The sequence below is a fragment of the Agathobaculum sp. Marseille-P7918 genome, assembly GCF_900625105.1.
Taxonomy (GTDB): Bacteria; Bacillota; Clostridia; order Oscillospirales; family Butyricicoccaceae; genus Agathobaculum.
The window spans coordinates 80,222-94,433 of sequence record NZ_UYYD01000005.1; the positions used below are offsets into that span (position 1 = coordinate 80,222).

Below are 14,212 nucleotides of genomic sequence, written 5' to 3' on the forward strand. Positions count from 1 at the left end.
ATCCACAGCCCTGTGGAAGAACGCAGAATTCTCCACCAAACAAAAAGGACGCCGTTTGGCGTCCTTTTTTCGCGCCGCAAGGCACGCATGCAACAGAAAAGAACCGCCAAAAGGCGGTTCTTTTCATCGAAATTTTAGATTGTATTGATATCCACCGGTTCGCAGTTTTCGATCCGGATGTCGCCCTCGAGGCAGCGCAGCAGCGCCGACGCCGTGTCGATCGAGGTCAGGCACGGGATCGCACGCTCGACCGCCGTGCGGCGGATGTGCACCGAGCCCAGCTCGGGGTGGCGGCCCTTGACCGAAGTCGCCACGACATAGTCGATCTTGCCGGACTCGATCAGGTCGATGATGTTCGGGCTCGGCTCGTCCACGTTGCGGATCGCGTTGGTCGCGACCATGTGGCGGTTGAGCACGTTCGCCGTGCCGCTCGTCGCATAGATATCGAAGCCGAGCGCTTCAAACCGCTCGCCGATGCGGATGGCTTCCTGCTTGTCCGAATCGCGCACGGAGATCAGCACCGCGCCCTTCTTCTTCATCTTGAAGCCCGCGCCGATCAGACCCTTGAGCAGCGCTTCGCGGAACGTGGTCGCCACGCCCAGCACCTCGCCGGTCGATTTCATTTCCGGCCCCAGCTGGGTGTCGAGGTCGCGCAGCTTCTGGAACGAGAACACCGGCACCTTGACCGCGTAGTGATCGCCTTCCGGATGCAGGCCGGTGCCGCAGCCCATGTCGCGCAGCTTTTCGCCGAACATGCAGCGGGTCGCGAGATCGACCATCGGCACGCCCGTTACCTTGGAGATATACGGCACGGTGCGCGACGAACGCGGGTTGACCTCAATGACGTAAACCTGATCGTTATACAGCACGAACTGGATGTTGACCAGACCGAGTACCGCGAGGTTCTTCGCAAGCGCCTCGGTGTAGCGGATGATGGTATCCTTGTGCTTCTGCTCAATGTTGATGGACGGATAAATCGAGATCGAGTCGCCCGAGTGGACGCCCGCGCGCTCGAAGTGCTCCATGATGCCCGGGATGAGGATGTCGTCGCCGTCGCAGATGGCGTCAACCTCGATCTCGCGGCCCATCATATACTTATCGACCAGCACCGGGTTTTCCACCTTGTTGCGGGTGATGACCTTCATGAACTCGCGCACGTCCTCTTCCTTGTGCGCGATCTCCATGCCCTGACCGCCGAGTACATAAGACGGACGGACAAGCACCGGATAGCCGAGCTGGTCGGCCGCGGCAACGGCTTCTTCCTCGGTCATAACCGTGTGGCCCGCCGGACGCGGGATACCGCACTTCTCGAGGATAACGTCGAACTTTTCGCGGTCCTCCGCGGCGTCAATCGACCACGCCGGGGTGCCGAGGATCGGGACGCCCAGCTTTTCGATGTGCGCAGCGAGGTTGATCGCGGTCTGGCCGCCAAACTGCACGATGGCAAAGTCCGGCTTTTCCGCGTTGACCACGCCGGTCACATCCTCCGGCGTCAGCGGCTCGAAATACAGACGGTCAGCCGTGTCGAAGTCGGTCGAGACGGTCTCCGGGTTGTTGTTGATGATGACGGTCTCACAGCCGAGGCGCTGCAGCGCCCAGACCGCGTGTACCGAGCAATAGTCGAACTCGATACCCTGACCGATGCGGATCGGGCCGGAACCGAGTACCAGCACCTTCTTTTTGCCGGAAGCGGGCTTGACCTCGGTCTCCTCGTCGTAGGTCGAGTAGTAATACGGGGTTTCGGCCTCGAACTCGGCAGCACAGGTATCAACCATCTTGTAAACCGGCAGACGCTTGACATCCGAAATATCCTTGCCGGACAGCTGCTCGATCGTCTTGTCGAGGAAGCCCATCTTCTTGGCGCGCAGGTACAGATCCTTGTCGATCTTTTCCGCCGACGCCAGCTCCTTCTCCATATCCACGATGTTCTGGAACTTATGCAGGAAGAAGGTGTCCATCGTGGTGACCTCGTGGATCTCCTCAATGGTCATCAGGCCGCGGCGCAGCGCCTCGCAGATGTGGAACAGACGCTGGTCGTCCACGCGGGCCACGCCCTTGCGGATCTCCGCATCCGACTGCTGCTGGATGCGCGGAGCGATCATGCTGTCGAGCTTGATCTCGCAGCCGCGGACCGCCTTCATCAGCGCGCCTTCAAACGTGTTGTCGATCGCCATGACCTCGCCCGTCGCCTTCATCTGCGTGCCGAGCGTGTTGTCCGCGTACACGAACTTGTCAAACGGCCAGCGCGGGAACTTGACCACGCAGTAGTCGAGCGTCGGCTCGAAGCAGGCCTTGGTCTTTTTGGTGACGGCGTTTTCGATCTCGTCCAGGCCGTAGCCGACCGCGATCTTGGCGGTCACCTTGGCGATCGGGTAGCCGGTCGCCTTGGACGCCAGCGCGGACGAACGCGAAACGCGGGGGTTTACCTCGATGACCGCGTACTCGAACGAATCCGGGTTGAGCGCATACTGCACGTTGCAGCCGCCCTCGATGCCCAGCTCGGTGATGATGTTGAGCGCCGAGGTGCGCAGCATCTGGTATTCCTTGTCGCACAGCGTCTGGCTGGGCGCGACAACGACCGAGTCGCCGGTGTGTACGCCGACCGGATCGACGTTTTCCATATTACAGATCGTGATCGCGTTGCCCTTGTGGTCGCGCATGACCTCGTATTCGATTTCCTTCCAGCCCGCGATGCACTTCTCGACCAGGATCTCGTCCACGCGCGAGTACATGATGCCGGTCGCGGCGATCTCGCGCAGCTGGTCCCAGGTGTAGGCGATGCCGCCGCCCGTGCCGCCGAGCGTGTACGCCGGACGGATGATGACCGGCAGGCCGATTTCCCGGGTAAACTCGACCGCATCCTCGACCGAGTGCACGACCTTGGACGCGATGACCGGCTCGCCGATCTTCTCCATCGTGTCCTTGAACATCTGGCGGTCCTCCGCCTTGGCGATGGTCTCAGGGTTTGCGCCGAGGAGCTTGACGCCCATCTTGTCGAGGAAGCCGCTCTCGCACAGCTCCATGGCGAGGTTCAGACCGGTCTGGCCGCCGAGGTTGGGCAGCAGCGAGTCCGGATGCTCTTTCTTGATGATCTCCTGCACCGCTTCAACGGTCAGGGGTTCGATATAGACCTTGTCGGCCATGGCCTTATCGGTCATGATGGTGGCGGGGTTGGAGTTGACCAGCACGACCTCCAGGCCTTCCTCGCGCAACGCGCGGCAGGCCTGCGTGCCCGCGTAGTCGAACTCGGCCGCCTGGCCGATGACGATCGGGCCGGAGCCCAGTACCATAACCTTATGAATATCCTTGCGCAGCGGCATTACTGAGCACCTCCCTTTGCTTTTGCAATGTTGTCCATAAATTTATCAAACAGATACGACGTATCCATCGGGCCGGGGCAAACCTCCGGGTGGTACTGCACGGTGAACACCGGGCGGCCGATGTGCTCGATGCCCTCAACCGTGCCGTCGTTCAGGTTGACATAGCGCACGCGCGCGATCTTGGAATCAACCGACTCGCCGACGACCGCATAGCCGTGGTTCTGGCTGGTGATATAGGTGCGGTCCACATCCAGATCCTTGACCGGATGGTTGACGCCGCGGTGGCCGTACTTGAGCTTGGTGGTCTTGGCGCCGATGGCGAGGCTCAAAAGCTGATGGCCGAGGCAGATGCCGAAGATCGGGATATTGCTCGCGAGCAGCTTTTTGAGGTTCTCGACAATCTCGACGTTTTCCGCCGGGTCGCCGGGGCCGTTCGACAGCATGACGCCGTCAAACTTGCCGATGACGTCCTCCGGCGGGGTGAGCGCCGGGATGGTGACGACCTCGCAGCCGCGCTTTTGCAGCTCGCGCTCGATGTTGTACTTGACGCCGTAGTCATACAGCGCGATGCGGTATTTCTGCTCGCCCTCCGCCGGGTAGACCGTGCTTTCCGCGCAGGTGACCGATTTGACCGCGTCCTTGACGACGTACGCGTGCATGGCCTCGATGGTCTGCTCGTCCGGCTCGAAGCCCTCGGTGTAGATCACGCCGTTCATGACGCCCTCGCCGCGCAGCTTGCGGGTGAGCGCGCGGGTGTCGATGCCCGCCAGGCCGACGACCTTCTGCTCCTTGAGGTATTCGTCCAGCGTCATCTTGCAGCGCCAGTTGGACGGATACTCCGCGATCTCGCGCATGATAAAGCCGGAAACCCAGCTCTTGCGGGATTCATAGTCGTCAAAGTTGATGCCGTAGTTGCCGATCAGCGGATAGGTCATGGTGACGATCTGTCCGTAATAAGACGGGTCGGTCAAAACCTCCTGATAGCCGGCCATGCCCGTGTTGAACACGACCTCGCCGATGCTCTGCCCTTCGTAGCCGACGGCCTGACCCTCAAACCGGGTGCCATCCGCGAGCAGTAAATACGCTTTTTTCATTCTTGTATCTCCACGCTCCCATTTTGAAATTCGCAGAATTTCCATTCAGTCCAGACACAAGCCATGCTTGTGTCATCCAAAGTCAGGACATGCGCCTGACTTTGGATACCCCGACCCAGCGGCTTCGGGCCGCGTCCGGGGGTATCAAAAATCAGTTTCTTCGGAACTGATTTTTGTATATAGGGGGTACCGGGTACCCCCTATAAGTCACTTGATCGCCGCGACGATTTCATCGCGCATGCGGATCGCTTCCGCGCGCGCGGCTTCCTTGTAGTCCTCGCCGTTGTTGCCGGTTTTCTTCCACGCGCACATGATACCGCGCGAGGAATTGACGATCGCGCCGAGGCCGTCGTCGTTGAAGGCATTGGCAATGTCCTTGGCGGTTGCGCCCTGCGCGCCGTAGCCCGGCACGAGGAAGTAGGACTTCGGCAGCAGCTCGCGCACGATCTTCTGCTCTTCCGGATAGGTCGCGCCGACGACCGCGCCGATCTGGTTGTAGCCGCACGGCGTATCCAGACCCTCGCCCCATTTCGCGACCATCTCGGCCATGCGCGCGTACAGCGGCTTGCCCTCCATGTCGCGGTTCTGCAGCTCGCCGGAGGACGGGTTGGAGGTCTTGACCAGCATGAACAGGCTCTTGTCGCGGTTGCGGCACTCCTTCAAAAACGGCTCAACGCCGTCCGTGCCCAGATAGCCGTTGACCGTCACGCTGTCGCAGCCGTAAGGCGCGATCTCGGTGTCGCCCACGCGGGTCTTGCCCAGATACGCTTCCGCGTAAGCGGTCGCGGTTGCGCCGATGTCGTTGCGCTTGATGTCGCCGATGACGTACATGCCCTTGGCGTGCGCGTAGTCGATGGTCTCCTTGAGCGCCATCGCGCCGTACGAGCCAAGCAGCTCATAGTACGCCGCCTGCGGCTTGACCGCGGGCACGATGTCGCACAGCGCATCGATCAGGCCGCAGTTGAACGCGACCACGCTCTCGGCCGCCGCGCGCAGCGTCTCGCCGTGCAGCATCATGTTGCGTCCCGAAATGTGCTGGGGGATGTACTCCAGCCGCGCATCCAGACCTGCGACGGTCGGGTTGCCCTTTTCCTTGATCTTTTCTACCAGTGTTTGGATCGACATAGATATTCTTCCTTTCTCAGCTGCAAGCGGTTATCCTACGTTTCACTGCTCAAAATAACAACGTTGTCCGCGCCGTCCACCTCGCATAGCCGGACGCAGACGCGCTCATCGCGCGCGGTGGGCAGGTTTTTGCCGATATAGTCCGGCCGGATCGGCACCTCGCGATGGCCCCGGTCGATCAGCACCGCCAGCTGGATGCGCCCCGCGCGGCCCTGATACGACACCGCTTCGATCGCGGCGCGCACCGTGCGCCCGGTATAGAGCACATCGTCCACCAGCACGACCGTCGCGCCCTCGATGCGCGGATCGGACGATGATTGAGGCGCGCCCTCGCGCGGCTTGTCGTCCCGCCACGGGGTCACGTCCAGTTCGATCACCGGCGGCGTGCGGCCTTCGACCTCGCCGAGCTTTTTGGCGATGCGCTGCGCCAGAAATACGCCGCGCGTCTTGATCCCGGCCAGCAGCAGGTTTTCCGCACCCTTGTTTTTTTCGATGATTTCAAACGCAATGCGGGTCAGCGCGCGGCGCACGCCGTCCGCATCCATAATCACGGCCTTTTGTTCGGCCATCCTGCCACCTCCCCACCTGAAAAATTTGCAAAAAAACAGCCTCCTGCGCCGAAAGCAGAAAGCCGTACCTCAAAATTACACCTGTCCCCCATTTTCTCCGGCTGACGGCGTATGCACTGTTTTCTGCCTTGGCGGCTCACGGGCCGCGCCTTAAAGGCGGATTGTTTCATTTATTATATCGTATGAAACGGGTTTTGTAAACAGACGATACCACAAAACAATTTTGTTTTTTTATACAAATTTTGTTGCCGCCGCACAGCGTGTAAGACCGGATGCAAAGCGGGCATACTATATCCGGCGGCACCCAAATCTTTTTTTGAAAGGCGGCGGACAGGACTATGCGGATATCTCCCTTTGTTTCAGGCATTGCGACCGGTGCGGTCGCGGGCGCAGTCGTCTCCATGATGGCGGCGGGCGCGATGATGAACCCCTCGGTGCGGCGCAGCGCGCAGCACGCGGCAAACAAGGCGGAACACGCCATGCACAAGGCGGCGACGAACGTCGGCCATATGCTGGGCTGACGACGCCCGGACGCAAAAAAAGAGAAGCAGGCAAGCCTGCTTCTCTTTTTTTTGCAAATTACGCCGCGTCCGCGGTATGTCCCTTTTTCTGATCGTGCAGCCGGCGCGCGGCGTACACGACCGGTGTGTCGAGCAGCGAAGTGAAAATGAAGATCACATAGCTCGACAGCGCGACCGAAATCAGTGTTGGAATATCGTAGGTGCCCCAGAACGCGAGCGCGGTGAACAGCACGGTGTTGACCAGCTGCGAGACCAGCGTCGAACCGTTGTTGCGCAGCCAGAGGAACGCGCGGTGGTCGCCGGTCTTGCGCTCGGTGATTTCCCCCCACTTGTGGTACAGCCACACGTCGAACCCCTGCGCGACCGCGTACCCCGCCAGTGACGACAGCATCATGCGCGGGGTGTTGGAGAACACCGCCTCGATCGACGGACGCACCCAGTCATTTACCGACGGGACATACAGCAGCCACGACTGCGAAACCACAATAAACAGCACATTCGCGGCGATACCCGCCCAGACCGCCTGCTGCGCGGCGCGCTTGCCCGCGACCTCGCTCAAAATATCGGTCACGAGGAAGGTGGTCGCAAACAGGATGTTGCCCAGCGTCATCTCCATGCCGAACGCATCCACCAAAATCATCACTTCGATGTTGGCCGCAATGGTCGCAAACACGGTGAACGCCATCAGGCCGCCGGTGCCGAACAGGTAAAACCACAGCAGTACCGCGCCGTACAGCACGATGAGCGTGCCGATCAACAGAATTTCGTTTATCATTTCACATCTCCTACGCCAAAATCTGTGTTTTCCAGCAGAATATCCACCCGCGGGTTGTCTTTATACAGCGGATACACCTCGCGCACAAAATCCGCGCGCACAGCGTCGTCCGGACGGACGGGTGTGGTGTTCGGCACCATGATGTTGACGCAGACGCGGTCAAAATGCGCAAGCCCGGTCTCGATGTCGCGCTGCATGCTGTCCGCCGTCTGCCCGGCAAGGCCGAACAGCAGGCAGCAGTCATCAAAGTCCGCGGCGATCTTCGCGGGGTCGCTCTCATCGATGCCCTTGTCGAGCACCCGCTCGCGCCAGTCCGCGTCAAAGGTCTCCACGCCGATCTTGACATGCAGCGTGACCCCCTGCCCCGCAAACCGCGCGCGCAGCGCGGGCAGCGTTTTGCGGAAGATCCAGTGGCTTTCGATGTGCAGGTCGTGAATGCCCTTTTCGCGGCACACGCGTTCAACCTCGCGGATGGTGGACTCGTCCAGCTCGGCGAACGAGCCGGAGTTGATCGCCTCCAGGCGGCCATATACGCCGGTCACCTGCGCGAGCACACCGCGGTTGAGGGCGAGATTGGCCTGCTCGTCGCGCGACGCATCCAGATGATAGTCGCAGAAGCGGCAGCGCTTCCATGCGCAGCCCCGCCCGCGCAGCAGCACGATCTCGCGCGGGTTTTTGTCCTCGATCACCGAATAACGCGTCATCTCCACCGGTTTTCCCCTCTCTTTTTGCAAAAAAAAATAAGGCGTACCCTCAAAAACGGTACACCATCCCTCGACCCGCGCCGTCCGGCGCGGTACAGCCTTCGATAAAAAGCATTTTTCATCGAAGTCTTTCCCGTAGTTTTGTTTAAAGACAGGATGGTTCCGAACTGTCTGTTCTGCAATTTCCCTCCCATTATATCGGATCTGCGCCGAAAGTCAAGCATATTTCGCGCGGGGCTGCGGCATATACTTTCCCGAATGGAGGGATGCGTATGCCATGGGACACCATCGCGCGGGTCAACGACGCCTTGCGCGGCGTCATCTGGGGCGCGCCCATGCTGATTCTGCTCACCGGTACGGGCGTCTATTTCACGCTGCGCACCGGCCTGTTCCAGCTGCGGTACCTGCGGCTTTGGCTGGGGCGCACGATCCTGTCCTGCTTTTCCGGCCAAACGCGGCGCGCGGGCGGCATCTCCCCCTTTGCCACCGTGTGCACCGCACTTGCCGCGACGGTCGGCACGGGCAACATTGCGGGCGTCGCCACTGCGCTGACCATCGGCGGCCCGGGCGCGGTGTTCTGGATGTGGGTCGCGGCCTTTTTCGGCATGATGACCGCCTTTGCGGAGAATACGCTGGGCATGCTGTACCGCGAGAAAGGGCCGGACGGCGCATGGCGCGGCGGGCCGATGTATTATCTGAAAAAAGGGCTGCATGCGCCTCTGCTCGCCGGAGCGTTTGCGTTGTTCTGCGCGCTCGCCTCGTTCGGCATCGGCAACATGAGCCAGTGCAACTCGATCGCGGGCGGGCTGCGCAGCGTGTTCGGCGTGCCGCCGCTCGCGACCGGTCTGGTCACCGCTGCGCTTTTGGGCGCGGTCATGCTGGGCGGACTCAAACGCATTTCGCGCGTGACGACCGCGCTCGTGCCCGCCATGGCGCTGTTTTACATGGGCGGCGCGGCGGTCGTGCTGTGGTGCCGCCGCGAATTTGTTCCACAGGCTTGTGGACAAATCCTCGCCTGTGCCTTTGACCTGCGGGCAGCTGGCGGCGGCGCGGCCGGGTTCGGCATCGCGCAGGCCATCCGTATCGGCATTTCGCGCGGCGTGTTCTCCAACGAGGCCGGGCTCGGCTCATCGGTCATGGTGCACACGGCGGCGGATGCAAAAGAGCCGTGCGAACAGGGCATGTGGGCGGTGTTCGAGGTGTTTTTCGACACGATCGTCATGTGCACGGTCACCGCGCTGGTCATCCTGTCGAGCGGTGTTTACAACGCTACGCAGTACGGCCTTGCGGCGGGCACACCGCTGCTGATGCGGCTCGAAACCGGCGCGGCGCTGACCGCGCACGCGTTTTCCTCGGTGTTCGGCGCGCCGGGCGGCGCGTTCGTCGCGGTGTCGCTCGCGCTGTTTGCCTTTTCCACCCTGCTCGGCTGGTCGTACTACGGCCAGCGCGCCGCGGAATACCTGTTCGGCGCGCGCGCCGTACCTTTTTATAAGGTACTGTTTGTCGCGGCGGCGGCCGCGGGCTGCGTCATGCGGCTGGATCTCGCATGGGCGCTGTCCGACACCTTCAACGGCCTGATGGCACTGCCCAACCTTGCCGGTGTGCTCGCGCTGCGGCGCGATGTGTTGGGCGAATGGCGGCGCTATCGCCGCACCCGTCATATTATTTGACAATTCCTTCTATTTTCTCACCCCTTTCCCTCACAGATTGCACAAAATTACGTTTTTTGCATCCAAAAAACGTTTTTGACCTTGTCAATCGGGCGCAATCCATATAAAATATAAGAGCATTGCAGGAATGAAACAAACATCCTGCAAAATGAAGGGGGAAAATGGAATGGATTTAACGGCAACCCTGTGGACGCTGCTGCCGCCGATCATCGCGATCGCATTGGCGCTGATCACCAAGGAGGTTTACTCCTCCCTGCTCATCGGCATTCTGGCAGGCGCACTGCTTTACACGGGCTTCAACCCGCTGCATGCGGTCGAAACGACCTTCACGGTCATGGGCGGCAAGCTCGGAGACAACATCAACATCTGTATCTTTCTGGTGCTGCTCGGCATTCTGGTGTCGCTGGTCACCAAATCGGGCGCATCGCGCGCCTACGGCGACTGGGCGGTCAAAACCATCCGCACCCGCCGCGGCGCTTCGTTTGCAACTTCGTTCCTCGGCATGTTCATTTTTGTCGATGACTATTTCAACTGCCTGACCGTCGGCACGGTCATGCGTCCGGTCACCGATAAGTACAGCATCACGCGCGCCAAGCTCGCGTACATCATCGACGCGACCGCCGCACCCGTGTGCATCATCGCGCCGATCTCCAGCTGGGCGGCCGCCGTCGGCTCGTCCCTGCCCGAGTCCAGCTCGATGGACGGCTTCTCGCTGTTTTTGCAGACCATCCCGATGAACCTGTACGCCCTGCTGACCATCCTGTTCCTGATCTGGCTGATGGCGGTCGATTTCGACTTCGGCCCGATGGAGAAGTACGAGCGCACGCACCGCGATGACGACCTCTCCCATCAGGAAGAGAATTACGTTGTCGGCGGCGCGGGCAAGGTGTACGACCTGATCCTGCCGATCTGCGTGCTGATCGTGCTGTGCGTGGCCGGCATGCTGTACACCGGCGGCATCCTCGAGGGCGTCGGCGTTGTGGATGCGTTCGCCAACTGCGATTCCTCGACCTCGCTCGTACTCGGCTCGTTCTTTACGCTGGTCTTTACCTTTATCCTGTATATCCCGCGCAAGGTGCTGTCCTTCGGTCAGTTCTGCGAGGCGTTCACCGAGGGCTTCAAGTCCATGGTGCCCGCCATCCTGATCCTGACGCTCGCGTGGACGCTGTCCGGCGTCTGCTCGGAGGATTACCTCAACATCGGCGGCTTTGTCTCCTCGGTCGTCAGCGGCGACTCGATGGTGTCCATGCTGATGCCCGCGATCTTCTTCCTGATCGCGCTCGGCCTGGCCTTCGCCACCGGCACCTCCTGGGGCACGTTCGGCATCCTGATCCCGATCGCGGTCGCGGTATTCGGCGACGCGCCGAGCACCATGCTGATCATGACCGTCGCGGCCTGCCTGTCCGGCGCGGTCTGCGGCGACCATATCTCGCCGATCTCGGATACCACCATCCTCGCGTCCGCGGGCGCGCAGTGCAACCACATTGACCACGTTTCCACCCAGATGCCCTACGCGCTGATGATCGCTGCGATCAGCTTTATCGGCTTTTTGGTGGGCGGCGTTGTCGGCAACGGCATCGTCGCGCTGCTTGTCGGCATCGTACTGCTGGTCATCGTTGCGCTGTGGATCATGGCGCGGCACAAAAAGTCCAAAGCATAAAAAAACCTGCACGTTTTTGACAACCGCATCACCTGACGGCTCCCCCGTTTTGGGGGAGCCTGTTCTGTGCCTTTGGCGCGCCAAACCGCGCCAAAAAATACCCAATCCCACCCCAACGCACCAAAAGAAAGGAAGAACTCCGTTGACCACCGACCTGACCGAAGGAAAACCCTCATCCAAACTGTTCTGGTTCTCGCTGCCGCTGCTGCTGAGCGTGGCATTCCAGCAGCTCTACCAGATGGCCGACTCCATGATCGTCGGCCGCTTTGCGGCGACGCCTGCCGCGGGCGAACTGGCGCTCGCCGCCGTCGGCGCAAGCTACCCGATCACCCAGCTGTTCGTCGCGGTCGCGACCGGCGTCAACATCGGTACGAGCGTGCTCGTGTCCCAGCTGTTCGGCGCCAAGCGCTATCTGCGCATGAAAACCGCGATCTCGACCGCGCTGCTGACTACGACCGTCATCGCGCTCATCCTGACGCTGATCGGCGCGCTCGCCACGGGCAGCATCATGCGCGCGCTGCAAACGCCGGACAATATCTTTGCCGACGGCTCGCTCTATCTGCGGGTGTATGTGTTCGGCCTGCTGTTCCTGTTCATCTATAACGTCTGCACTGGTATCTTCAACGCGATGGGCGACAGCCGCACCCCGCTGATCCTGCTGATCCTGTCCTCGGTGGTCAACGTCGTGCTCGACCTGATCTTCGTAGCCGCGTTCCAGTGGGGTGTTGCGGGCGTTGCATGGGCAACCTTCATCGCGCAGGGCGGCGCGGGCGCGCTGGCCTTTGTGCTGCTGATGCGCCGCGTGCGCACCTTTGACACCGGCGGACACTTCCTGCTGTTTTCGCCCGAAATGCTGCGCCGCCTGACCAACTACGCCATCCCGTCGATCGCGCAGCAGAGCTTTGTCTCGGTCGGCAATGTCATCATCCAGTATTACATCAACCTGTGCGGCGCAACCGTCATCGCGGGCTTCTCGGCCGCGACCAAGATCAACACCTTCGCGCTGACCTGCTGCATGTCGTTCGCCTCCGGCCTGTCCAGCTTTGTCGCGCAGAACATCGGCGCGCGCAAGCTCGACCGCGTCAGTCAGGGCCTCAAGGCGGGCGCGACCTTCTCGCTGTCGCTCTCGGTCGTGTTCACCGCGATCTACCTGCTGTTTGCCAACACGCTGGTCGGCCTGTTCGTCCCGGCGGGCAGCTCGTCGGGCGTCATCGACGTCGGCCGGCAGTATCTGTTCGTCGTCACCCCGTTCTACCTGATCGTGTGCATCAAGTTCGTGTGCGACAGCGTGCTGCGCGGCGCGGGCGCGATGCGGCCGTTCATGATCACCACCTTCTCCGACCTGATCATCCGCGTGGTGCTGTCCATTGTGCTGTTCCACCTGCTGGGCAACGAACTGGGCATCTGGCTGTCCTGGCCGATCGGCTGGTTCCTCGGTTCCGGCCTTTCCGCCTGGTTCTACAAAAGCGGCGCTTGGCGCAAAAATCTGCCTGTGCTGTAAGGCAAACAGGGCTTCCCGTTGGGAGGCCCTGTTTTTTTGTATAAAACCGCGCCTTTCCCTGCAAAATAAGGGTGGGAAGGAAGGGAAAGCCCTTGCTAAAGCTCATCCATGCGAGTAAAATATATCATGACAGCGGCGTGACCGCGCTGCGGGATGTCAACCTGCATGTCGCGCGCGGCGACTATGTGTCCATCACCGGCGCGTCCGGTTCGGGCAAGAGTACACTCATGCACATCCTCGGCCTGCTCGACACGCTCTCCGAGGGACAGTACCTGCTCGGCGGGGCGGACGTGTCCTGCCTGCCCCCGCGCACGCTTGCGCGGCTGCGCCGAGAGCAGATCGGCTTTGTCTTTCAGGGCTTCCGCCTGCTGCCCGGCATGAACGCGCTCGAGAACGTCGCGCTCCCGCTCGCCCTGCAAGGGGTGCCGCGGACAGAGCGGCTGGAACGCGCCGAAGAGGCGCTGGCGCGCGTCGGCCTGTCCGACCGCGTGTCCCACCGGCCCGACCAGCTTTCCGGCGGCCAGCAGCAGCGTGTGGCGATCGCCCGCGCCGTGGTCACCCGGCCGAGCGTCGTGCTGGCGGACGAACCGACCGCGGGCCTCGACCCCGCCGCGGCGGAGGACGTCCTGCGCCTGCTCGACGGCCTGCATCAGGCGGGCCACACCATTGTTCTGATCACACACGACCGCGCCGCAGCGGCACGCGCGGCACGGCGGCTCTATCTGGAAAGCGGCGTGCTTTCCGGCGGATAAAAACATTCAGGGAGGCGGATTATGAACCGACGGGATAAGACAAACTATTATCTGGATATGGCACAGGTGGCGCTCGAGCGCGGCACCTGCCTGCGGCGCAACTTCGGCGCGGTGATCGTCAAAAACGACGTGATCGTATCCACCGGCTACACCGGCGCACCGCGCGGCCGAGCGAACTGCATCGACATCGGCACCTGCATTCGGCAGAAAATGGGCATCCCGCGCGGCGAACGGTATGAATTCTGCCGCTCGGTGCACGCGGAAGCCAACGCCATCATCGCCGCCCCGCGCGACCAAATGCTGGGCGCGACACTCTATCTGGTCGGACGCGACATGTCCACGGGCGAAATCATGCCGGACGCCAACTCCTGCACCATGTGCAAGCGCATGATTATCAACGCGGGCATTGCAAAAGTGGTCATCCGGCGCGATCAGGATACATATGACACGATCGATGTATCCGACTGGGTCGCCCATGATGATATTCTGGATGGACAAACGGGATACTAAGCCGTTTTCCT

At 61.3% G+C, this 14,212-nt stretch carries 12 protein-coding genes; 6 read left to right on the top strand and 6 right to left on the bottom strand.

What is annotated here, in order from left to right:
- Positions 1-134 precede the first annotated feature (134 nt).
- The 4 genes from carB to pyrR form a co-directional block, all read right to left on the bottom strand.
- Positions 135-3,320, bottom strand: coding sequence for a carbamoyl-phosphate synthase large subunit (gene carB, locus EJL02_RS08815; protein WP_125116043.1), 3,186 nt, complete (start codon positions 3,318-3,320; stop codon positions 135-137).
- Positions 3,320-4,414 (bottom strand): carbamoyl phosphate synthase small subunit, encoded by a 1,095-nt coding sequence (locus tag EJL02_RS08820; protein ID WP_125116044.1) that lies wholly within the window; start codon positions 4,412-4,414, stop codon positions 3,320-3,322. Before EJL02_RS08820 ends, carB begins: the two co-directional genes overlap by 1 nt.
- Positions 4,415-4,621: 207 nt before the next feature.
- The gene (pyrF, locus tag EJL02_RS08825; RefSeq protein ID WP_125116045.1) at positions 4,622-5,539 is read right to left on the bottom strand and encodes an orotidine-5'-phosphate decarboxylase; all 918 of its coding nucleotides are present in this window, start codon (positions 5,537-5,539) and stop codon (positions 4,622-4,624) included.
- Between the two features lie 35 nt (positions 5,540-5,574).
- Positions 5,575-6,108 carry a bifunctional pyr operon transcriptional regulator/uracil phosphoribosyltransferase PyrR gene (gene pyrR, locus EJL02_RS08830; RefSeq protein ID WP_125116046.1) on the bottom strand — a complete coding sequence of 178 codons (534 nt, stop codon included), beginning with the start codon at positions 6,106-6,108 and terminating at the stop codon, positions 5,575-5,577.
- A gap of 338 nt (positions 6,109-6,446) precedes the next feature.
- Between pyrR and EJL02_RS08835 the strand changes: the two genes are divergently transcribed.
- The gene (locus EJL02_RS08835) at positions 6,447-6,629 is read left to right on the top strand and encodes a hypothetical protein (RefSeq protein WP_125116047.1); all 183 of its coding nucleotides are present in this window, start codon (positions 6,447-6,449) and stop codon (positions 6,627-6,629) included.
- 58 nt (positions 6,630-6,687) lie between these two features.
- Here the strand turns inward: EJL02_RS08835 and EJL02_RS08840 are convergent, their stop codons facing one another.
- Entirely contained in the window at positions 6,688-7,404 is a 717-nt protein-coding gene (locus tag EJL02_RS08840; protein ID WP_125116048.1) for a queuosine precursor transporter, read from the bottom strand.
- The gene (locus tag EJL02_RS08845; RefSeq protein WP_125116135.1) at positions 7,401-8,108 is read right to left on the bottom strand and encodes a radical SAM protein; all 708 of its coding nucleotides are present in this window, start codon (positions 8,106-8,108) and stop codon (positions 7,401-7,403) included. The genes EJL02_RS08840 and EJL02_RS08845 overlap by 4 nt, the downstream gene beginning before the upstream one ends.
- Positions 8,109-8,380: 272 nt before the next feature.
- Between EJL02_RS08845 and EJL02_RS08850 the strand changes: the two genes are divergently transcribed.
- The 5 genes from EJL02_RS08850 (at position 8,381) to EJL02_RS08870 (ending at position 14,201) form a co-directional block, all read left to right on the top strand.
- Complete coding sequence (locus EJL02_RS08850; protein WP_125116049.1) at positions 8,381-9,778, top strand: alanine/glycine:cation symporter family protein; 1,398 nt, start codon at positions 8,381-8,383, stop codon at positions 9,776-9,778.
- Between the two features lie 166 nt (positions 9,779-9,944).
- Entirely contained in the window at positions 9,945-11,438 is a 1,494-nt protein-coding gene (locus EJL02_RS08855; protein ID WP_125116050.1) for a Na+/H+ antiporter NhaC family protein, read from the top strand.
- A gap of 142 nt (positions 11,439-11,580) precedes the next feature.
- Positions 11,581-12,939, top strand: coding sequence for an MATE family efflux transporter (locus EJL02_RS08860; RefSeq protein WP_125116051.1), 1,359 nt, complete (start codon positions 11,581-11,583; stop codon positions 12,937-12,939).
- A 92-nt stretch (positions 12,940-13,031) separates the two neighbouring features.
- Complete coding sequence (locus tag EJL02_RS08865; protein WP_125116052.1) at positions 13,032-13,691, top strand: ABC transporter ATP-binding protein; 660 nt, start codon at positions 13,032-13,034, stop codon at positions 13,689-13,691.
- A gap of 21 nt (positions 13,692-13,712) precedes the next feature.
- Positions 13,713-14,201, top strand: coding sequence for a deoxycytidylate deaminase (locus EJL02_RS08870; protein WP_125116053.1), 489 nt, complete (start codon positions 13,713-13,715; stop codon positions 14,199-14,201).
- Positions 14,202-14,212 lie beyond the last annotated feature (11 nt).